Annotated in this window: 16 protein-coding genes; 13 read left to right on the forward strand and 3 right to left on the reverse strand. The window is 40.8% G+C overall.

Going from position 1 to position 22,747, the window contains the following annotated elements:
* Positions 1-387: 387 nt before the first annotated feature.
* Both UYK_RS0117020 and UYK_RS0117025 read left to right on the forward strand, forming a co-directional pair.
* Complete coding sequence (locus UYK_RS0117020; protein WP_009459176.1) at positions 388-1,161, forward strand: ABC transporter permease; 774 nt, start codon at positions 388-390, stop codon at positions 1,159-1,161.
* Positions 1,162-1,218: 57 nt separating this feature from the next.
* Positions 1,219-2,112 (forward strand): ABC transporter ATP-binding protein, encoded by an 894-nt coding sequence (locus UYK_RS0117025; RefSeq protein WP_009459177.1) that lies wholly within the window; start codon positions 1,219-1,221, stop codon positions 2,110-2,112.
* Between the two features lie 224 nt (positions 2,113-2,336).
* Here the strand turns inward: UYK_RS0117025 and UYK_RS0117030 are convergent, their stop codons facing one another.
* Positions 2,337-5,186: a DUF4912 domain-containing protein gene (locus UYK_RS0117030; protein ID WP_016871828.1), complete on the reverse strand. Its 2,850-nt coding sequence runs from the start codon at positions 5,184-5,186 to the stop codon at positions 2,337-2,339.
* Positions 5,187-5,821: 635 nt separating this feature from the next.
* Positions 5,822-6,931 carry a precorrin-8X methylmutase gene (locus UYK_RS0117035; protein ID WP_009459179.1) on the reverse strand — a complete coding sequence of 370 codons (1,110 nt, stop codon included), beginning with the start codon at positions 6,929-6,931 and terminating at the stop codon, positions 5,822-5,824.
* Positions 6,932-7,256: 325 nt separating this feature from the next.
* Here UYK_RS0117035 and UYK_RS0117040 point away from each other — a divergent pair, with 325 nt between their 5' ends.
* The 9 genes from UYK_RS0117040 (at position 7,257) to UYK_RS0117080 (ending at position 20,330) form a co-directional block, all read left to right on the forward strand.
* Entirely contained in the window at positions 7,257-8,204 is a 948-nt protein-coding gene (locus UYK_RS0117040; RefSeq protein ID WP_235182349.1) for an alpha/beta fold hydrolase, read from the forward strand.
* Positions 8,205-9,037: 833 nt separating this feature from the next.
* Positions 9,038-10,402, forward strand: a complete 1,365-nt coding sequence (locus tag UYK_RS0117045; protein WP_009459181.1) for a CmpA/NrtA family ABC transporter substrate-binding protein — start codon at positions 9,038-9,040, stop codon at positions 10,400-10,402.
* Between the two features lie 100 nt (positions 10,403-10,502).
* A complete protein-coding gene (gene ntrB, locus UYK_RS0117050; RefSeq protein ID WP_009459182.1) occupies positions 10,503-11,342 on the forward strand; it encodes a nitrate ABC transporter permease in 840 nt (279 codons plus the stop codon).
* A 65-nt stretch (positions 11,343-11,407) separates the two neighbouring features.
* Positions 11,408-13,411 (forward strand): ABC transporter ATP-binding/substrate-binding protein, encoded by a 2,004-nt coding sequence (locus UYK_RS0117055; RefSeq protein WP_009459183.1) that lies wholly within the window; start codon positions 11,408-11,410, stop codon positions 13,409-13,411.
* A gap of 104 nt (positions 13,412-13,515) precedes the next feature.
* The gene (locus UYK_RS0117060) at positions 13,516-14,385 is read left to right on the forward strand and encodes a nitrate ABC transporter ATP-binding protein (protein WP_009459184.1); all 870 of its coding nucleotides are present in this window, start codon (positions 13,516-13,518) and stop codon (positions 14,383-14,385) included.
* Between the two features lie 1,298 nt (positions 14,386-15,683).
* A complete protein-coding gene (gene bicA / locus UYK_RS0117065) occupies positions 15,684-17,405 on the forward strand; it encodes a bicarbonate transporter BicA (protein ID WP_009459185.1) in 1,722 nt (573 codons plus the stop codon).
* Between the two features lie 95 nt (positions 17,406-17,500).
* On the forward strand, positions 17,501-18,919 hold the full coding sequence (locus UYK_RS0117070) for a cation:proton antiporter (RefSeq protein ID WP_009459186.1): 1,419 nt from the start codon (positions 17,501-17,503) through the stop codon (positions 18,917-18,919).
* Positions 18,920-19,300: 381 nt separating this feature from the next.
* Complete coding sequence (locus UYK_RS0117075) at positions 19,301-19,783, forward strand: HugZ family pyridoxamine 5'-phosphate oxidase (protein ID WP_009459187.1); 483 nt, start codon at positions 19,301-19,303, stop codon at positions 19,781-19,783.
* 85 nt (positions 19,784-19,868) lie between these two features.
* Entirely contained in the window at positions 19,869-20,330 is a 462-nt protein-coding gene (locus UYK_RS0117080; protein ID WP_009459188.1) for a hypothetical protein, read from the forward strand.
* Positions 20,331-20,387: 57 nt separating this feature from the next.
* On the opposite strand, the gene UYK_RS0117085 is transcribed toward UYK_RS0117080, so the two are convergent.
* The gene (locus UYK_RS0117085) at positions 20,388-20,792 is read right to left on the reverse strand and encodes a thiol-disulfide oxidoreductase DCC family protein (protein WP_009459189.1); all 405 of its coding nucleotides are present in this window, start codon (positions 20,790-20,792) and stop codon (positions 20,388-20,390) included.
* A 200-nt stretch (positions 20,793-20,992) separates the two neighbouring features.
* Between UYK_RS0117085 and dps the strand changes: the two genes are divergently transcribed.
* Positions 20,993-21,556 carry a DNA starvation/stationary phase protection protein Dps gene (dps, locus tag UYK_RS0117090; protein ID WP_009459190.1) on the forward strand — a complete coding sequence of 188 codons (564 nt, stop codon included), beginning with the start codon at positions 20,993-20,995 and terminating at the stop codon, positions 21,554-21,556.
* Positions 21,557-22,016: 460 nt separating this feature from the next.
* Positions 22,017-22,733 carry a pirin family protein gene (locus UYK_RS0117095; RefSeq protein WP_009459191.1) on the forward strand — a complete coding sequence of 239 codons (717 nt, stop codon included), beginning with the start codon at positions 22,017-22,019 and terminating at the stop codon, positions 22,731-22,733.
* Positions 22,734-22,747 lie beyond the last annotated feature (14 nt).

Raw genomic sequence — 22,747 nt, forward strand, 5'->3', positions numbered from 1 at the left:
TCTTGGCGTACTTGGCGTCTTTGCGGTTCTTTTTTACCCCTCAGAACTAATGACACAGACCACTACTACTCCACCCGATAAATTTTGACAGGTCGCGGGTGTTCAGATCCCCGACTTTTTAAAAAAGTCGGGGATCTATGACCTCTTATAATTTGCATAGCGGACTACTACTTTATTTTGGTATTACAAAAAAGCCTAGGCAACATTACTTAACATTTATGTTAAGTTGAGGGTATCTAGTTGAAAAAAGTTGGTTTTGCTCAGGCAAAACCAGAGTACTTAGTATTATTAATCACAAAAACACTTAGCAAAGTAGTGTCAGATAGGGGACTGGTACTCTGGTAAATTGAACTGTTAACTAGATACTGTTGCAAATAAATTAAGAATATGAAATTCTGGCGTGAAGCGATCGCTATAACTCAGCGTATTTTAATTGAACTTTTGCGGCGAAGACGCAGTTTAATTTTTTGGATTATTTTCCCTATCTCTATTCTGCTGATCAATGGATATGTGTTAGCAGAAAGTATGCAGCTATCCATAGAAGAGGGTTTTGCATATGCTGCGCCCTCAACTTTGGTAGGAGCAGCACTATTTTTTAGTTGTTTGGGTGGTAGTGTCGCCACTGTAGTCTCAGAACGAGAACAGCAAACTCTCAAACGCTTATTTATTTCGCCTTTAAGTGGTACATCCTATTTTTTGGGGATTTTTTTAGCTCATAGTTGTATTGGTTTTGGGCAAACACTAATTATTTATACTATTGCTGCTTTTTGGGGTACTACGTTTAAAGGTTCTGTATTTTTGGGTGCAATTATTATCTTAATGAGTATTGTCGCTTATGTTGGTTTAGGCTTTATTTTGGGTACTCAATTAGCACGCCGTACTGAAGATGTAAATTCTCTGGTAGCTGCTTTTGGTGTACCTTTGTTGATTTTAGGGGGAGCTTTTTTCCCAATTCGTTTTTTACCAGAAACACTACTTGAACTTGCCAAAATAAATCCTATTTATCACATGAATCAAGCTCTTTTAGCAGTATCAACCCAGGGGGATAATGTACAAGATATTGCGTCTCACTTCCAATTTTTATCAGGGTTTACTTTGATGATGATCTTGGGTGGATGGTTTTCTTATCGAAGGATGGTAATGCTAGAAAAAAGGCTGTGAAGGGGTGAAGGATCAAAAGTGTAAGCAGTTATTTTAGAGCTACTTATTAAATTAAATATGCTGTATATAGAAAAGCTCAATAAGTCTTTTAAAGATAGGCAAGTCCTTCAGGATTTAACACTATATGTTGCCCCTGGAGAAATTTATGGTTTACTAGGTGCAAATGGAGCAGGAAAAACTACTACAATCAATATTATTTGTAATTTATTACAAGCGGATAGCGGTATAGTCAAAGTTAATCATCAGTTAGTTTCAGAAGCAACCAAAAAAATCATCGGTATCGCCCCACAAGAAAATTTATTATACAGAGGTCTTTCTTGTGAGGAAAACGTCAAATTTTTTGCCAAAATTTATGGTTTAAACAGAATAGAAAGACAAAAACAAGTTAAGGCAACTCTTAAGGCTGTAAATTTATTAGATAGAGCCAAAAGTCCAGTAGAAACCCTCAGTGGGGGAATGCAACGACGCCTAAATATAGCTGTAGCTTTGGTGCATCAGCCGAAGTTAGTGATTTTAGATGAGCCAACTACAGGGTTAGATATTGAAGCAAGATATGAGATTTGGGAGTTAATTAGACAATTAAAAAATCAAGGAATTACTATTTTATTAACTACTCATTTTTTAGATGAAGCAGAGCGCCTGTGTAATAAAATTGGTATTTTAAAAAATGGTCAGATTTTAGCAGAAGGTAGCCTTGAGGAGTTACGTACTTGTATTCCAGCTAAAGAAATTTTAGTGGTGCAAACTTCAGAAGCAGAAAAAGCGATCGCACGAGCAATTGCATGTGGTTTTACACCCCGGCGTTATGGTAGTGATTTATCTTTTTGGCTACCAGAGCATTTAGAATTAAAGGAAATTATTGCACGTTTTGATGGCATTCATATTGACTCTATTTCACGACAGCCAATCAGATTAGAGCATATTTATCTGGAGTTAACACAAAAATGTTAGTGTTGGAAGTTGGTTGTTGATTGTTCATAGGGCGCTTTGCGCCTAGAGGATGCATACAGCAAACAATTAATATCGAGTTTGGTTAATCACTTAATAATAAAAAAACTCACCCCGCCTTCAGCACCCCTCTCCGAACTCGCGGAGAGGGATTAGGGTGAGGTTAAACGGGAATTATTAAGTAATCATGGGAACTATAACTATTTATTATCCGCCTCCTGCCTTCTTCAACCTTCGGGATCATCCTGAGAAAAATGTATACGAATGGTTTTAGCATTTTGACCATCAGCATCTGTTGCAGTCATCACATAGTCAATTAAGCTGTCTGTAAAAGGAATACGCAGGTGGAAAGTACCATCTGGTTTGAGTTTAATGTTATGACCAGCAACAGCAACACTTGAACCAGGTTCAGTCGCCCCATGAATAATTAACTCTGTGTCAGCAATAAACCAGAAATCTTTCTCTGGACGACTGAAAACACGAACAATTTCTGAACGGGCAAGTAATAACCAATTATTATCTGCTGTAGTATAACCAATCTCAGCCATGTAATTGCGATCGCTCGTCGGAATTGCTACATATCGGTCTTCTGTTATCTCTTCACATTCATACTGCTGCACAAGTACAGGAGTTTGATAACTCAGGTCAATGTCAGTAACATCATATAGTCGCAGTGTAAATTGCGATCCACCTTGCGATCGCAGTGTTTGTTTGGCATCATCAGACACTTGCCAAGAAACATAAGCCCATTTGGGAGTACGCGGTGTGAGAACAATAATATTTTCTGACTCTACATCTTTTGGTTTGGCAGTTGCTGTGGTGGCTGGGGTAGCTTCATCCACAATATTATGTGTTTGTGGTGAGTCAGCATTTAAGTTTTGATTGTTGCTAATCCCATAAATAGTAGCCCATGTACCAATTTCTGCACCTGTCGATGGAGTTGCTTGTTCTGGGGGGTGCGAGTTAATTACAGAGGAATCTGCTGTTGGGGTAGTTTGGGCTACTTCCTCCGTTAAATTAACAGTAGGTTCGGCTGTATCCGCTACCACATCTAATGACTCTCCGGATACCTGTGGTTGCTCTGGGGTCGTTTCTCCATCTGGGACAACAGTATTATTTTGTTGGGTGGGTGTATCATCCCAAACATCTGGAAGTGGAGGATATACAGTATTTACGACTGTCGGCGGCGTTTCTAAATCCAAAGCTGCTTGATTTGTCTCAGGCTGCTGGGGAATAGTTGGTGTTTCTTCCGTAGATGTGATTTCGGTAATTTCAGGTAACTCTAAATCTGGCTGCTGGGGAATAGTTGGTGTTTCTTCCGTAGATGTGATTTCGGTAATTTCAGGTTGTGATGCTGATGCTAACGGTATTTGTACTTGGGTTGCATCTTCCCAAAGATCTGGCAGTGGAGAATATGAATTTTCCGTTCCTGCTGGTGGGGCTTGCACTTCGGTGACATCAACATTTGCTGGTGTCTGGTGATCTGTGACATCTGAGTGATGGGCAGATAATATCTGAGTATTGTCTTGCAATAATGTTGCTTCCGGATTAGAAGCATGAAAACTATCCGACACCTGCGGATAGGGAGCATTAACAACCGTTACTGGTGCTTCTAAGTCTAATGGAGATCCATCAGTTGATGGAACTTGCACAGAAGATGAATGATTTACCTCTGTCTGATCTTCAGCCGTGATTTCTGAATTTTTTTCAGACCATTTTGATACTAATGTGCTTTCTGCTGCTATTGCAGCGCCACCTGCAACGCTAGCAGCTATAGTAGGAGTCAAATGTTTGGCTGTATTTTGCTCAGATGGGACAATAGTTGTGTCTTGTGTAAGATCACTAGGTGTTGCTTGCGTAGCAGAACTGACATTCGCTGTTGACTGTGGTGTACTTGCATCTACAGGAGAATCGGGGGGACTAGATTTAATCGTAGTATCTGTGGTTTTGCTGTCGGTTGGGCGCTTTTTACGTAAAAACCACAATAATAATCCGAAAATAGCTACAGTTGATACTGCCAAAATTGACCACAACAGCAATTTGTGATCTTGGCTTGTTTGATTGCTTTGGGTGGGAGCCGCTAACGTATAACTATCAGCAGCAGATGTAATATCGGCACTGGGTGAAGTAGTAGCGGTGTCAGTTGTGGTTGCTGTTGGAGACTCAGCAGTCATTGCAGCTGCGATCGCTTCTGCTTCTGTTGTTCTTGCTGCTTCTATAGCCTCCTGTCCTGGTGCATTTGTGACGAAGCCAAGAAAAGCAGCCACATTCACACCAGGATTTTTTTTGTAGACATACACCAAAGGCTGGGAAAAAGGATAATTGGGATTGTCTGGTAAGGTTCGACTCACCCTCAGGACACGCACACCTTGGAGTTTCGATACCTGATGGGCTAAAACATAACCAATACCGTCTCTGCCTAACTGTTTGATTACTTCAACTGGGCTATCTTCATTGAGCTGAACAGCAGTTGCACCGGTTTCAAACTTGGCATTCTTGAAGACTGGGTAGCTGCGAAAAGACTCGCGTGTGTCGCTATTAAGCGGACGATCTATAACCCGAATCTTACCACTAGCTCTTCCTAATTCTGACCAATCTGTAACTTCTCCTCGAAAAATTCTGGCAAATCCCTGGTTAGTCAGGTTTCCTTGGAAGGGATTTTCTTCGCTAACTATGATCGCAATCTTTTCTCGACGTAAGCGCAGTTGTTCTAAACCTTGCTTTTTTTCCTCTGGCGTTAAACCACGACCAATTGCTGCTATGTCTATTAATCCTTCTTTCAAAGCTATTAAAGCCACATCCGCACCATTAGCAGCAGCTTCCACTCTCGTACCAGGAAACTTCTGCTCAAACCGTTCTTTCATGGTTTGATTAATTGTATACAAGCTACTCGAGCCATCAATCCGCACTGTAGTGCCGCGTTGCACTGCTTTGGGCAGTTCAAAAGACGGAACATCATTAGATTGTGCCAGTGCTAAGTCGGACACTACAACAGAAGCCGCCATTGGGGTTGTTGCTAATGTTAGCAATAACACCAAGCTGACTATTGAGTTATCTTTTTTTTCTTTTTGCCACATATGCCCTCTGATCAAGTAGTTAGAGGAAACTAGGTAGAGTAAAGGCGCTAATTATACTTCTGAGCGGAGAATTGTATTCAATGCTTAAGGCTTTACTTTAAACGAATACCAGGATATCAGACAATCTCATTAAATACTTGTTGAGTGACTTTTGCAGATAATGCCTGATTGTCGAGAGTTATTTGACATATGATTTTTGGGTTGTATTATAGTTGAGACATTCTCCTTTAAAAATAAATTTTTTTAGAATATTTGATTGTTGGCGTGGCTAAACAGAATTTTTTGCTAAAAAGCATACTTTGTCAACTTATGCCAGTGTAATGGTTTTTATCAAGATACATTTGTATAGCAATATGTTTAACAAAATTTTTGTATTGAAATTAACATATTATCTGTGTAGCCCAAGTTGTCAATCAGTCTGTAATAAATACTTACCAGAGTCCAGTTTCCTACCCTTTACAAGATGCAGCTGGCAAATCAGGGGTGACACCCTTCATTGAACGATTTTTCGTTATTTAACCAGACGTTAGAGACGTGCCATGGCACGTCTCTACATTGCTGTATTGGCGTAAAATTCAGATTTGTGTGTACACCGTAACCCTTAAATGGGGGTTAATTTGACCTTTGCAACAAGTCTAATGGCTCAAATAACAATGACAATCAGGTTTCTCAATCACTGACTCAACCAAGGAATTGAGAGCAGTAGCTGCTAACAAGCCACCTCCGATAGTTCCCTCAACCACAATCCAAGCACCGTTTGTTCGCATAAGTTGCCGTTTGGCAGCAGGTGCATGGCTAAAGCCGATAGGCATACCAATAACTAATGCTGGTTGAATTTGCTGTTGTTTGATAGCTTGGCAGATAGATAGTAATACTGAAGGTGCATAGCCAACCACAAAAATGCAACCTTTTTTTACTTGCTGTAACTTTTTCCGCCATTGTTGCTGCTGCCAAAAAGCTTGTTCTGCCTCAACAGCAGTAGTAACGTGAGGATTATCAATTAAGGTTTCGATACGACATCCCAAATGAAATAGTCGGGTTTGATCCAAAGCAGCTGCGACCGTAGGAATATCTGCAATAATCTCACATCCTAATTTGAGAGCATCACGACTTGCTGCGATCGCTTGCTGACTCAACTTGACAAACGAGGCTAAACTCACATCTCCACACGCTAACACTAGTTGAGAAATCAGGTCTTGTTCAATTTCAGAACGAGCCGATAAATCTGGTAATACATGCTTTAATGATTCATGAAAATCTTCTGGGTGAGCATGAATTTGGGCGTCTAAACCACTCCAGAGTTTTTCTAACTCTCCTAGTCCGACTTTTGTTTCTACCTCGATTAACTTAAGTTGGGCAAGGACTTCAGCTTGGATAATTTGACAATCGCGATCGCGTCCCAACAAACCCTCTAATGCTGATGCAGTTTGCCGCAGCTGGGAAATTTGCTGGATAACTGCTCGATATTGCTGTTGTAGTTGCAACATCAAATTGGTATTGGGATTGTTTGGTGGTTCGACTTCTAGAATTTGGCGAATGTGGTTAAGTTGAAAACCCTGTTGCTTTAACGCCACAATCCGTTGCAACCGAATGACATCTGTCTCTGTGTAGAGACGATAGTTGCTGTGCGATCGCATGGGTTGGGGTAATAATCCTAACTGATGGTAATGTCGTACCATCCGGGGCGTAATCCCACCCCCGACTGCTTCAGTGAGTTCTTTGATCGTCAAACCATCAGCTTTCATCGCTTAATTATCACATCTGGGGAATAGTCATAGACCCGATCACCAGTCTAGCTGATGAAAAGACTTGGTGTCTTTGTAATTTTGTGGTAAAAATTTTTTTGATTTTTTTGAACCACTAAGGCACTAAGACACGAAGAGACAGAGATGATCAAATTACTGTTGATTCGGTGGATTGATGAGTCTGACTGGTTAACTTTTGTTGTGTGGAGCTAGGTTTTTGTAAAAAAAGTATTACTTATTTTTTCTGTGTAGTTGCATTGCTGCAAGATAGTTTTTTAAGGGAGTAGACTGGAGCTGAAAGCAGAAAATTTGCAAAGGTAAATCAATGCTCTGGCTGATACTTATGATACCCCTATTGGGGATTTTGATAGCAGTTGCGATCGCTGGTTCTTTTTACACCGACCGAGCTATCCGACAAGCTGAAGCTGATTTTCCTCCCCAGGGAAAATATGTGAAAGTGGCTGGAGTAAGATTACACTATGTTTGCAAAGGTTCTGAGCAAGCAGTGGTTTTGTTACATGGTAATCCTGGTTCTGTGCAAGATTACCCACCCGAAACTATTGATCGCATTGCTCAAGAATATTGTGTTTATGCTTTTGATCTGCCTGGACATGGTTACAGTGACCGTCCAGCTATAGCCACACCACTTGTACAAGCTCAATTACTGCGTAGCGCCTTGCAAAAAATTGGTATCGAGAAACCTATATTAGTTGGATATTCTTGGAGTAGCGCGATCGCTCTTACCTATGCACTGCGTTATCCTGAAGAGGTTGCGGGTATTGTTCTCCTTTCTGCAATAGCTTATAAGGCTGATCATGCACTTTTACCGCTAGCTAATTTTGCCCAGTCCTCATTATTGGAATTTTTGCTCAAGTTTATTCCACCTGGTTTGGTAGGGTATTTTCTTTTTGCACACTTAAATAAAGGATTTTTACCACAGTCCCCAAATGTAGATTATTTCAAAGCAGCACAAGCTTTGTGGACAAGACCAATTCAAATTCAAGCTTCCCTAGAAGACAGTAAAAACTTGCCATCAGCTTTAGAGGAAATGAAAAAGCGCTACAGCGAGATTGATGTTCCTGTTGTGATTGTTGTGGGTGACAGTGATAGTTTTGTCTCTGCTAAAGAAAATTCTTACCGATTGCGCGATCGCCTCTCTCACTCGCAATTGATTATTTTACCCGACACAGGCCATGCCATTCCCCAAACCCAGCCGCAAGCAGTCGTCAACGCCATTAATATTATTGGCAAACAATTGACAAAGAATAACTAAATCTCACCCATCTACAACAAGCCGCTTCGTGTCGCGTCTAGATCGGTGGTCAATTTCCAAAACATTAATTTGTCGTCATAAAGGTTGGTGACCGCCTGATTGAAGTGATGATGCACAAGAGTTATCATGCAAATTTATCAGTGTGATCACCATTGAGTTTGGAGGTCAAGAACTATAACACACTCTCAAAGAGGTAGGTTTTTTAGTCTTACCTAATTCATAGAAAAAATCTCTTATTACTATAGATTTTTCATAAACTATATTAAATTCAACAACTTTCAGAATTGCCAAAATTAAATATGCAGTTTATGTGCGCGATCGCTACTTAACTTCATATCTCTTAATATCTACAATCCACAAATCTATTAATTTGCTCAAGACTGTGCATGTTGTTGATTTTTATCTCTGAACCTCGATTTTACTGAGCTTTGGATTAAGCATAGACTCTAATTTATATACATCATAATTTTTTAAATATTCAATACATCTCAAACTATGGTTTGACTGTATATATAAACTTTTTCTTATCTAATTAATCCAATATTTTTTTAAGAAAAATGGTTTATAAATCAACCATTTTGATGGGAAAAGCTGTAAGCTATTTTCAACAGGCTTAATGATTGTTTAATGATTGTTTCAGTAAGATACACACGACTGTACTTGCAAACGCAAAGTTTTTACAAGGGATTTCCGTCGCCTTTCTTTGAATGATATGGGCTAATGTAAATCGCCATGCATAGTTTTAAACAGGTTTTTTTGTGCAAGAAACATCCAGTGTTTCCTGTGCCTAGTTTTCATGGGTATAAAGATGAAATTCACTAAAAGGAGATGTTATGTCAGAATTTTTTCATCAAATCTCTCGCCGCAAGTTTATAGTTACAGCTACTGCTTCTGCGAGTGCAGTATTTCTCAAGGGCTGTTTGGGTAATCCACCAGAAACAGGTGGAGGTAGCGCTCAAACCCAATCAGGAGCACAGCCAGTTGCCAATATTAGCCCAGAACAAACACCAGAAACGAAAACTGTCAAATTGGGATATGTCCCAATTGTGGAAGCAGCGCCTTTAATTATTGCTAAAGAAAAAGGCTTTTTTGCTAAATATGGCATGACTGATGTTGAACTATCCAAGCAAGCTTCTTGGGGTTCAGCAAGAGATAACGTCGAAATTGGATCTGCTGGTGGCGGTATTGATGGCGGTCAATGGCAAATGCCAATGCCACATTTAATTACAGAAGGTTTAATTACCAAAGGCAATCAAAAAATTCCCATGTATGTATTAGCACAGTTAATTACCCACGGGAATGGAATTGCTGTTGCTAGCAAGCATCAAGGAAAGGGCATTGGTTTACAACTTGCTAGTGCTAAATCTCTGTTTACGCAACTGAAATCGTCAACTCCCTTCACCGCAGCATTTACTTTCCCCCACGTCAATCAAGATTTGTGGATTCGTTACTGGTTAGCTGCTGGTGGAATTGACCCAGATGCAGATGTGAAACTGCTGACAGTACCAGCAGCCCAAACAGTCGCCAATATGAAGACAGGAACAATGGACGCCTTCAGTACAGGCGACCCCTGGCCTTATCGAATTGTTAGAGATAAAATTGGCTTCATGGCAGCATTAACAGCAGAAATTTGGAAGAATCACCCCGAAGAGTACCTTGCCATACGGGCAGACTGGGTTGATAAAAATCCGAAAGCGACTAAAGCACTGCTTAAAGGCGTTATGGAAGCACAGCAGTGGTTGGATAACTTTGACAACCGTAAAGAAGCCGCTGCAATTCTGGCGGGACGCAACTATTTCAATTTGCCAGAAGAAATTCTTGCAGGCCCATTCCAAGGCAAGTACGACATGGGAGATGGTCGCACAATTGATGATAAATCAATGGCTCCTTACTACTGGAAAGATGAAAAAGGAAGCGTTTCTTACCCTTACAAGAGCCATGATTTGTGGTTTATCGTCGAAAACGTTCGTTGGGGTTTCTTACCAAAAGATTATTTAACAAAAGCCAATGCATTAATTGATAAAGTCAACCGTGAAGATATTTGGAAAGAAGCAGCAAAAGAAGCAGGCATAGCAGCGGCTGATATCCCCACCAGTACATCTCGTGGTGTAGAAGAATTCTTTGATGGCGTTGAGTTTGACCCCAAACAACCAGAAGCATATTTAAAGAGTTTGCAAATCAAGAAAGTCAGTGTTTAGTTGGTTGTTGTTTGTTGTTTGGAACTAACTATCAACCATCAACCACCAACCACTATTTACTATCCCCCAAGCATCAACCACCACATAAAGGAAAAGAGCAATGACAGTAGCCAGCAGACGCCGTAATAATACAAATTTTGATAATAATTTAATATCCCGTTTACAAAAACAATTTCCTGATCTGATACCTCCTGCGATCGCCCTTATTATCTTTCTTGTTGCTTGGCAGGCTTTCTCTTGGCTTCCGGGGGCAACACTACCTGGCCCAATCCAGGTTATTCAAGATACCTGGATGTTAATTATGTATCCCTTTTATGACAGAGGTGGTATCGATAAGGGACTATTTTGGCAGATTTGGGCAAGTCTGCAACGGGTTGCAATTAGTTACACTTTAGCTGCGATCGTTGGTATTGGAGTGGGGATTGCGATCGGTGTTAATAAAACAATTTACAAAGCATTGGATCCTCTATTTCAGTTATTACGAACCGTACCACCTTTAGCTTGGGTTCCCATTTCTTTGGCAGCTTTAAGACAAAACGAACCTGCTGCATTGTTCGTGATTTTTATCACCGCTATTTGGCCAATCTTGATCAATACCTATGTAGGTGTGACTCAAATTCCCCAAGACTACAACAACGTCGCCAAAGTTCTGCAACTCAATAAAAAAGATTACTTTTTTAATATCCTCATTCCTGCTGCTTTGCCCTACATTTTCACTGGTTTAAGAATTGCGATCGGTCTTGCTTGGTTGGCAATTATTGCTGCGGAAATCGTGATGTCCGGGATTGTGGGAATTGGCTTTTTCATCTGGGATGCTTATCAAAACAACGACGTCAGCGAAGTCATACTAGCCCTGGTTTATATCGGTATTGTCGGTCTGTTGCTGGACAAACTCATGGCTTGGATTCAAACTCTAATTGTGCCAGCAGAACAAAAATAGATGGGGAGGTAGGGAGAATAACACCCCATTACCCCATCACTCTATCACTTAGGAATTCAAGAATTATGTCTGTTTTTGTTGCTGTTGACCAAATTGATAAAGTTTTTAATCTCACTGGCGGCGGTCAATATATTGCCCTTAAAGGAATTGACCTCCAAATTAAAAAAGGCGAATTTGTTTCCTTAATTGGTCACTCTGGTTGTGGTAAATCCACCTTATTAAATATGATTGCAGGTTTGGATTTACCAACAGAAGGTTTAGTCACCTTAGAAGGAAAACGCATCACCAAACCAGGTCCAGATCGAATGGTGGTGTTTCAAAACTATTCTCTATTACCTTGGCGAACAGTCAGAGAAAACATCGCCTTAGCAGTAGATTCTGTGATGACACATTTGCCTGCGGGAGAACGTCGGGCTATTGTCGAAAAACATATAGATATGGTCGGTTTGCGTCCCCATGCAGACAAACCACCCGGAATGTTATCAGGAGGACAAAAACAACGGGTAGCTATAGCCCGCGCTTTAGCTATTCGCCCCAAGTTACTATTATTAGATGAACCCTTTGGGGCATTGGATGCCCTCACACGGGGTAACTTGCAAGAACAATTAATGCAAATCTGCGAAGAAAACGAAGTCACCGCCGTCATGGTGACACACGATGTAGACGAAGCAGTGCTACTTTCTGACAGAATAGTCATGCTCACCAATGGGCCAGAATCAAAAATTGGTGGCATTTTGGAAGTAGATATTCCTAGACCCCGTAAACGGATGGAAGTAGTTGAACATCCCAGCTACTACAGCTTGCGGAGTGAAATGATTTACTTCCTCAATCAACAAAAACGCATCAAAAAAATTCGGGCGCGCAAAACTACAATTGTCTCCAAACACGGTTTAGAAAAAGTCAATCTTGAGATCGGCTTTGTACCGCTTACAGCTTGCGCCCCTTTAGCAATAGCCAAAGAAAAAGGCTTTTTCGTTAAACACGGTTTAGATGATGTCAACTTAGTCCGCGAAACCAGTTGGCGTGGTATTGTCGATGGTATAAGTGACAGATATTTAGATGCAGCCCAAATGCCCTCTGGAATGCCGATGTGGTTAACTCTGGGAGGAAATGGTGACCGACCTCTACCTGTTGTTACCTCCCTCACCATGACACGCAACGGTAACGCTATTACTTTAGCAAAACGCTTTTACGACCAAGGGATACAAACCGTTGCTGAATTTAAACAGTATCTGAAAAGTACCCGTACCGAACCCCACATCATGGGAGTAGTACATCCTTCCTCAATGCACAGTATACTGTTGCGTTACTGGCTAGCAGCAGGAGGTGTTGACCCTGACGTAGATGTCGATATTAAAACCATTCCCCCAGCCCAGATGGTAGCAGACTTGCAAGCCGGAAGTATTGATGGTTATTGTGTAGGCGAACCCTGGAACTTCCGCGCTGCTTCCGAAGGTATTGGTTTTACCATCGCCACAGATTTAGAAGTTTGGTTAGGACACCCAGGTAAAGTGTTGGGTGTACGGGAAGATTGGGCAGCAGCTTATCCCAACACCTATATAGCATTGACTAAAGCTTTACTAGAAGCTTGCTATTACTGTTCACGCCCAGAAAACGCTGAAGAAATTCGCCAGATTTTGGCACGACGGGAATATGTCAGCACTGATATGGAGTATATCCAAATTGACGATCCAAATAACGGCACCTGTGACTTAGATCACCCCATGCGGGAATATGCCCATCACCAATTTTACGGAGAATCTGCCATTAACCGCCCCAGTCGCACAGAACAGATATGGATTATGACGCAATTAGCGCGTTGGGGTGAAGTGCCTTTCCCCCGAAATTGGGTAGAAATTGTCGAACGAGTATGTCGAGTTGGTGTGTTTAGTACTGCTGCTCGCGAATTGGGTATGGATATTAGTTATACCCGTCAACCAATCAAACTGTTTGATGGCACTAGCTTCAATGCTGATGACCCGATCGCCTATCTTAACAGCCTCAAGATTAAACGTGATTTTTCAGTTGCGGAAGTTATTCTTGACACACCAGTCAGGAGAGTAGCCTAATTTGGGAGACAAGGGAAGGAGGACAAAGAAGACAATTATAGACAGTATCCTTATCTCCCACCTCCCCTAATCCCTACACTATCCCCTATTCCTACCTATCCACCATGCATAATCGCAATTTTACAATTACCGACACTACTGCAAATGCCCTGGGAAGACCCCTAGCAACTGCAACTTCCAACCGTCAACCTTACTTAGAAATTAAAGATGTTAGCAAAGTCTATCCCACAAAAAATGGCCCTTTTACCGTATTAGATGGAGTCAACCTCAATGTTGGTGAAGGAGAATTTATTTGTGTAATTGGTCACTCTGGTTGTGGTAAATCTACTCTTCTCAACATGGTATCTGGGTTTAACCAACCAACCAATGGACAAGTTTTGCTAGAAGGGAAACCCATTACCAAACCTGGGCCAGACAGAATGGTGGTATTCCAAAACTATGCTCTACTACCCTGGCGGACTGCTTTTGAAAATATCTACCTAGCTGTCAACGCGGTTTATCCTAACAAACCGGAAGCAGAAAAGTCAGCAATTGTCAGGGAACACCTGGCAATGGTGGGGTTAGCAGATGCTATGGACAAGAAACCCACTCAAATGTCTGGTGGTATGAGACAACGGGTTTCTATTGCCCGTGCTTTAGCAATTCGTCCGAAAGTCTTGATTTTGGATGAACCTTTCGGGGCGCTAGATGCTATTACCAAAGAAGAGTTACAGGAAGAACTGCTGAAAATCTGGAATGAAAACCGCTGTACAGTGTTGATGATTACCCATGACATTGATGAAGCGCTGTTTTTAGCAGATAAGTTGGTAATGATGACCAACGGTCCCCGCGCTAAAATCGGCGAAGTCATGGAGATTCCATTTCTCCGTCCCCGTGATAGACTCCGGATTATGGAAGATCCGCAATACTACAAATTGCGTAACTATGCCCTAGATTTCCTATTTAACCGCTATGCTCACGATGACGTAGGATAGGGCAGGTTTATCTAAAGAGTCTATTAATTAGACATTTGTTGAAAAAGAATCTAGAGACACGAAATTTTCCGTCTCTACAAGGATTCCAGGTAATATTGAGTTCGGTTAATCACTTATAATCAAAAACCTCACCCCCAGCCCCTCTCCTTGCTAAGGAGATGGGTGCCGAAGGCGGGGTGAGGTAAACGGGAATTATAAATAACCCTCATTTGTCACTTTGGGAGAATCCAATCGCTCAAATAGTTACGGGGCTTTAGTTTCCACTTTTCGTCTATAAATTTTAGTTTCTGTTAGAAAATAAAGCCTCAAACCCGGATGAAACCAAAGTCTCAGAAGTTGGCTGAGATTATTGTTTTCCGAGAGTGACAGAACAGGGATAATCATACGAACTTGACATAACCCATAATTAATTCCTGGAGACGTCTATTGCATAAACTCGCTTCTATGTTGCATTTTTTCATCGTTTGAAAAGGAACTAATTTTATGTGCTGAATGTCTTTTTGGTTTATAGAGGCTAAAGAAGTATTTATCCTCAGCTTCATTCATGAGTATCATAGATAATTATCTATGCATATACTCTTAGAGCATCATTTCCTGAGGAACCATAAGCAATTACTTATCAAAGCTATCTAATTTTTATTTAAGAATTATTGCCTAAAGGTTAACTTTTTAGGCAATAAAAGTTGTATGCTATTTTTATAAAATTAAATACGCTTTACGCATAAAGCGGTTTTTGCGAACATCAGCTAATTTTATAAAATTGCGGGAGTCTGCTTTTTAAGCTTAACTCAGCGCAAGCTGCGCTTGTATTGGAAACAAGCTATCTGGAGCAAGAAATATAATTTATTTCTTGTAACGTTTTGCTTGCAATAAATACAATTCCTGCTTTTCAGCTTTGTGGAGATTGGAACGACCAATGAAATAGCACAATCAAATATTTCAATTAAGATGTTTTGGCAAACTAAAGTTGTATAACAAAGCAGTTTTTACAAGGTTGAAGAAGTTTTTCTAGATACAAATGTCTTCATATATCTTGTATTAAGCTCATATTTGCCAAAAATATCTCAAAATAGTAACTGCTATTTACCTCAAAAACAGATTATTATTTGCACAGGTGAGTCGGCTATTCATTGCTGCACAAAAATATCTATTTAATCCTAAGTGTAGCATGATAGCAGTGAACTTAAGCAAGCAAGTTTTTGAGGTTTGAGGCAGGTGCATGTTTTGGCGTATTTGAATGCTAAATCCAGGCTGAAAGTTTGTGAATTCACAGTTCTGTTGTGATTACATCCCCATCCATGCAACTGACTAATACTATCCATTTGCGAAATTTACGTGGTGATCTTTTTGGTGGTCTAACAACCGCAATTGTTTCTTTACCATTGGCGTTAGCCTTTGGAGTCGCTTCTGGTGCTGGGCCTGTGGCTGGTCTTTATGGCGCTGTTTGTGTCGGGTTTTTTGCGGCGCTATTTGGAGGTACACCGACCCTTATTTCTGAGCCAACTGGGCCGATGACCGTAGTCATGACTGGGATTGTCGCCACGATGACTGCAAATAACCCAGAGAATGGCTTGGCCATGGCATTTACCGTGGTGATGCTAGCAGGTATATTTCAAATTTTATTTGGCATATTCAAGCTGGGCAAATACATCACCCTCATGCCCTACAGCGTGATTTCAGGCTTTATGTCTGGAATTGGCATAATTTTGATTATTCTGCAAATTGCTCCTTTTGTGGGACAGCCTAATCCCAAAGGTGGTGTACTGGGGATGGTGCAAAACCTGCCTCAGTTGTTATCAAATATCAATCCCATAGAAACCCTTTTGGGAGTACTGACACTGGCAATTATTTTCTTAATGCCGTCGAAATTGAAGCGCTATGCTCCTCCCCAACTAGTGGCATTAATTGTCGGTACTGTGGTTTCACTGGTTTTCTTTGGGAATGCAGATATCAGACGCATCAATGACATCCCCATGGGTCTGCCACAATTGCAAGTGCCTACATTTACTCCATCACAAATCACCGTCATGCTCATTGATGGGGCAATGTTGGGGATGCTGGGATGTATTGATACTTTGTTAACTGCGGTAATTGCAGATAGCTTGACTCGCACCGAACACAAATCTGACAAGGAATTGATTGGTCAAGGTATTGGCAACTTGGTTTCTGGTATATGTGGTGGGCTACCTGGGGCGGGTGCCACAATGGGAACTGTGGTCAATATTCAAACAGGAGCCAAAACAGCTTTATCTGGTATAACTCGCGCGATTATTTTGCTAGTGGTGGTCTTGTGGGCTGCGAATTTGACCGAAACTATTCCCATGGCGGTGTTAGCAGGTATTGCTCTCAAGGTCGGTATTGATATTCTCGATTGGAGTTTCCTCAAACGCGCTCATCAAGTATCCCTGAAGGGAACAATCATTATGTACGGGGTGATGTTCCTGACAGTGTTTGTGGATTTGATTGTGGCTGTGGGCGTTGGGGTGTTTATTGCTAATATCTTGACCATTGAACGTCTTTCTAGCTTGCAATCACAAGAAGTTAAAACCATTACTGACGCTGATGATGCCATTGTTTTGAACGCACAAGAAAAGCAGTTGTTAGATCAAGCCAACGGACGGGTATTGCTGTTCTACCTGAGTGGACCGATGGTTTTTGGAGTTTCCAAAGCGATCGCTCGTGAACATAATGCCATCAAAGACTGCGATGTTGTCATTATGGACTTGAGTGACGTACCTTTGTTGGGTGTTACTGCTTCACTGGCAATTGAAAATGCCATCAGAGAAGCAGTTGAAAAAGGTCGCCATGTATTCATAGTTGGTGCAACTGGCAAAATTAAGCGACGCCTAGAAAAATTAGGCATTATGCAATTGTTACCTCCACATCACTTACTAATGAATCGTACAGAAGCACTGCAACAAGCACTTATTTTGGTTAATGGTTACGTAGCCGATACGAACACTGCAACAAGCACCACATACCGAAGCGATTTTGGTGACACTGCTGTAGTCCAGCAGTAACTAACTAAAAAGAGACGTTGAATGCAACGTCTCTAGCAAATGTAAAACCATACCTGCATTCGCAACCTGAGTGAGTCGCTACAGAGATATAAAAAATGATTTTTCCAGAATTAATAGTTAATTCAGTTACTTGGGTATCTTCCTGGAGTTCTGATTTACAGTTTCCTGTTCTAGCAACAGCAAGCGAATCAGAATATGCTCCTGTTGTCCTTACTGGAGTATTACTGAGTTTAGTTGTGATTTATCTTGCCAGTAAACTCGGTGGTGAATTATCAAGGATGATGGACTTTCCGCCAGTTTTGGGGGAATTGGTTGGTGGAGTCGTAGTTGGTGCTTCCGCCTTGCATCTGCTGGTATTTCCTGAAAGCGGTGCGATCGCGACAGACTCAGTAATCATGAATATACTGCAATTCATCGGCAATCTTAGTCCGGAGGCAGTAACATCTGTTTTTCAAAGCCAAAGTGAGGCGATTTCGATTCTAGCCGAGTTGGGTGTAATCGTTCTTTTATTTGAAATTGGCTTGGAGTCAGACTTACGGGAACTAAAGAAGGTCGGGTATCAAGCAGCAATAGTAGCATGTGTTGGGGTCGCGGTTCCTTTTGCAGTCGGTACTGTGGGACTGATGTTTTTCTTTCACACCCCAGCAATTCCTGCTATTTTCGCTGGTGCAGCACTAACCGCTACAAGCATTGGTATTACCTCCAAAGTTTTATCAGAACTTGGACATCTCAAATCTCGAGAAGGTCAAATTATTGTTGGCGCTGCTGTAATTGATGATGTTTTGGGAATTATTGTTTTGGCAGTAGTAGCAAGTCTGGCTAAAACTGGCGAAGTAGATATTTTGAACGTGATTTACTTGATTGTCAGCGCTACTGTTTTTCTGATTGGTTCAATTCTTCTGGGCAAATTCTTTAATAAAACTTTTGTTACTATTGCTGATAAACTGCAAACACGCGGGAAACTAATCATTCCAGCATTTATCTTTGCATTCTTTATGGCTTTTATTGGCAACGCCATCCATTTAGAAGCAATTTTAGGCGCGTTTGCTGCTGGATTAGTTTTAGATGAAACCGATAAACGCAAAGAATTAGATCAACAAGTGATTCCCATTGCTGATATCTTAGTGCCGATTTTCTTTGTGACTGTGGGTGCGAGGGTTGATTTAGGTGTCCTCAATCCCATTGTTCCTGAAAATCAACAAGGATTAATAATTGCGATCTTTTTGGTAGTAGTGGCAATTATTGGTAAGGTAGTCACAGGTTGGTCAGTGTTTGGTCAGCCCGGAATTAACCGTTTGGCGATTGGTGTCGGGATGATTCCTCGGGGTGAAGTGGGTTTGGTGTTCCTTGGTATTGGTGCAGCTAGTGGTGCGATCGATAAACCTCTGCAAGCAGCGATTATCATCATGGTAATTCTCACGACCTTTTTAGCACCGCCTTTCTTACGGTTGGCATTTAATAAACAGTCAGGAGAAACGGAAGAGTTAGTTGAACCAGCTGATTTGATTGGTTAATTTTGGCTTTCGTTAGAAACGAACCACATAGGACGCAAAAAGTAGCATGAACTATAAAGATCCCTTAGATCTTGCACCTACTTTTTCGTCCGCCAAGAAATAAATTTCAAAGGCTCAAAGCTCAAGTAAGCTAAAGCTTACTGGATATACATTTGAGTCCGTTTTAACGGACTTGGGCTATGAGGGTTGAACTTCAGTTCAAGGCGTACTCAGGGCGAGGCGCAACTCAGGTAAGATCCCCGACTTTTCTAAAAAGTTGGGGATCTTTATCTTTCTAAAAAATCGGAACATGTATCAGTTAACAGTAAAAGTCAATTGAAGTGGAAGCAAAGGAAATGGCAACATGAGGGGGAAGCTAATTAGTTTATCCCTTATTGTTTTATGAACAGTCTAGAACAAGCCCAGGCGGAATATGAAGCTTTTATGCAAATGTTTCAAAGTGCTATGATTGCCACAGCGAGCGGGCAAGGTATACCGAATGCTAGCTATGCTCCGTTTGTAATTGATGAGTTTAAGAATATCTATATCTATATCAGTGGTCTGTCAACTCACACCCAAAACTTAGTTGTTAATCCTCATGCTAGTGTGATGCTGATTGAGGACGAGGATAAGACAGAGCAAATTTTTGCCCGTCGTCGTCTAACTTTTGAGTGTACAGCAGCTTTGATTGAGCGTGATTCCGATAAGTGGCGGGAAATCATGAATAATTTTCACGCTCGTTTTGGTGAAATTATGGAAGTATTGAGCGGCTTACAAGATTTTCGCATGTTTAAGCTCACTCCCAAAGAGGGACGCTTTGTAATTGGTTTTGGTGCGGCTTACTTTATTAGTGGTGATGACCTGAACAAACTAAAAGGTCGTTAACAGGGAACAGGGAGTAGGGAACTCGTCATATAAAGAAGTCATAATTTGTTACATTGCAAAAGTAGATGGATTGATGAGGAGAAACATGCGATTTCTACTGTGTGGAGTCATTGCTAGCTTAGGAATTTTACCATTGCCAGTTTTAGCGCAGACACAAAACCAGGTATCTGATGCCCAAGTTGCGGCGATGGTAGAAGCATTACGACTAGCTGCACCCAATACAGGTAAAGCCAACGATGGCTACTACAGCGACTGGCAAGTCAAACCAGAAACCCTCAAAGGTTGGTCTAGATATTGTTTGAAAAAAGAAGTGACACCAACACAATTTGAAAATAGTCCCCAATTAGCCCGTCAAGTTGTTTCGTGTATTGTACGGCGTGAGTTAAATACTCAGTATGCAGCTAACAAAAATAATGAAATTGGTGCTGTACGTGGGGCTGCTTGTTGGTGGATGACTGGTCATTACACAGGCTGCAACAGTGGTTTTACTGGTAAGTATGTACAGCAGGTAGTTAGCTATTATCAACAACAGCGTTCTAAACGTTAACAGGAAACAGGGAACAGATAACAATTCCATGTTCTCTGTTCCCTCTGATAACTCACTTCAAAATTTGCAATTATTTTCAGCACAATATACTGATTGATATGTACTAGGACGCTTACCAAACAGAGTATAACGATTGTCGCGGATTTGTTCGTAAATGCGATCGCCTGCCCATTTCACCCCTGGTAAGGCCCGATACGCATCCACAAAAATACTACCAAATGGTAATATACCGCCAATTTCTTCAGCAGCAGCACTACCTTGCCAACGTTGTTCTGGCGCATTAGCATTAATCAAAATCATACCCAACTCACAATCTTGGGGTGTAATTCCCCATTGTTGAAGAGTTTGCTGATCTTGCATAGGGATGTAGCGAAATTGGTTTCCCTGGTCTAGATTTTCCAGTAGTTGCACCAAGGTAACGCAAAGATTGCAATTTCCATCGTAGATTACGTAGTAGTTCATAGTTATTGGTCGTTGGTCATTGGTCATTAGTTACTAATAAACCACTAACCACCAACAAACAACCATCAACTCTAGCTCATTGTATATCCACAAAAGAAAAATACTATCTATCGCCAGAGAGTTTCGTACGGCAGGGTACAATCTGTAGACTTGTCTTGTCGTTCAAAAACAACAGAACCAGAACAAAGAGAGTTAGAACTATGGCAGATAAGCTTTCATCACGTCTTTACCCCAGCCGCATTGACCTTCCTGCTGATACACGCGTCAAAATTGTTGAACTTCTCAATCAAACTTTAGCCGCAACAACAGATTTGAAAACTCAGACAAAACAGGCGCACTGGAACGTCAAAGGAACCGACTTCTACCAACTGCATGAATTGTTTGATGAAATTGCAGATGAGTTAGAAGAGTATGTTGACATGTTTGCAGAAAGAATCACCGCTTTAGGTGGTTATGCTTGTGGTACAGCTCGGATGGCAGCAGCTAATTCAATTTTGCCAGAATATCCAGTTGACATTTTGGATGGTATGCAGCATGTTACCGCATTGGCAGAGCGCTTTGCAGCTTATGCTAAACACATCAGACAAGCGATCAACACAACTGATGATTTAGGTGATGCAGATACAGCCGATCTTTACACCGAAGTATCTCGCACTATTGACAAGCGACTGTGGTTCTTAGAAGCTCATTTGCAACCAGCAGAAGTAAAATCAGAAAATGGTACTACAACTGCTAAAACCAAAGAAAAAGTTGCTGCTAAATAATTAAGACAATGTAGTTATTAGTTAGTAGTAAGTAGTTATGTGGCATATGTAGTAAATAATTGCCAAAAATCAACAAATAACAAATTTTTTAGGTACGTTATGCTCAATACAACGTACCCTTTTTTATACTTTAACTTTTGATTGTAATTTAATGTGAGAATAGTAACTTTTTGGTAACTTCCTTACTTTTAAGTATCTACTTTTCATTTTGAAGACATATACTCTAATATTGAAATAGGTAAAAAAACCAGGGTAAAAATAAATCATCAATTCATGCTTGCTTTATTGATATTTGATTAAAGGCAATTTAACCTCTGGTGAAATATATGTAAACAGATGAATTTTTAGCAAAATAACAGTTTGCAAAGTTTCAATTATTCATGTAAATCACCGTAGCTTGCTAATTATCAAACTCAAAAAAATAAATTCATACAAATACATAAATTCCAAGGATTAGACTATGGTTTCCAACGCTAAAACCCATCTCATTCATGATAGAAATGCACGTGGTCGCACCCAAACAGGCTGGCTCGATAGTTACCATACATTTTCTTTTGGTAACTTTTATGATCCTAATCGTATGGGATTTCGTTCTTTGCGTATAATTAATGATGATCGTGTTACGCCTGGTGCAGGTTTTCCTACTCACGGTCATAAAGACATGGAAATTCTCACCTATGTGCTAGAAGGAGCCATAGAACATAAAGATAGTTTGGGTAACGGTTCAGTAATTCGTCCAGGAGAAGCACAAATTATGAGTGCTGGAACTGGAATTTTACATAGTGAATTTAACCCATCTCAAACTGAACCAGGCCACTTCTTACAAATTTGGATTCTTCCCAACCAAAAAGGACTGCAACCCAGATATGATCAAAAGGCTTTTCCTCTTGAAGAAAGAAAGGGTAAATTACGCTTAATTGCTGCCAAAGATGGGCGTGATGGTGCTGTGAAAATTTTCCAAGATGTTGATTTGTACACATCTGTTTTGGAAGCAGGTGATGTTGTGAATTACCATCTTCTACCTAACCGTTATGGTTGGTTGCAAATTGCTAATGGGATCGCCAAATTAAATGGTGAAGAACTCCGCGCAGGTGATGGTGTGCAAATGGATGGTGAAGAACAACTAGAGATAAGCACTGATATTGGTGCAGAAATCTTGTTGTTTGATTTGGGTTAAATTTTAGCAGTTCG

Origin of the sequence: Fischerella thermalis PCC 7521 (assembly GCF_000317225.1) — a bacterium.
GTDB lineage: Bacteria > Cyanobacteriota > Cyanobacteriia > Cyanobacteriales > Nostocaceae > Fischerella > Fischerella thermalis.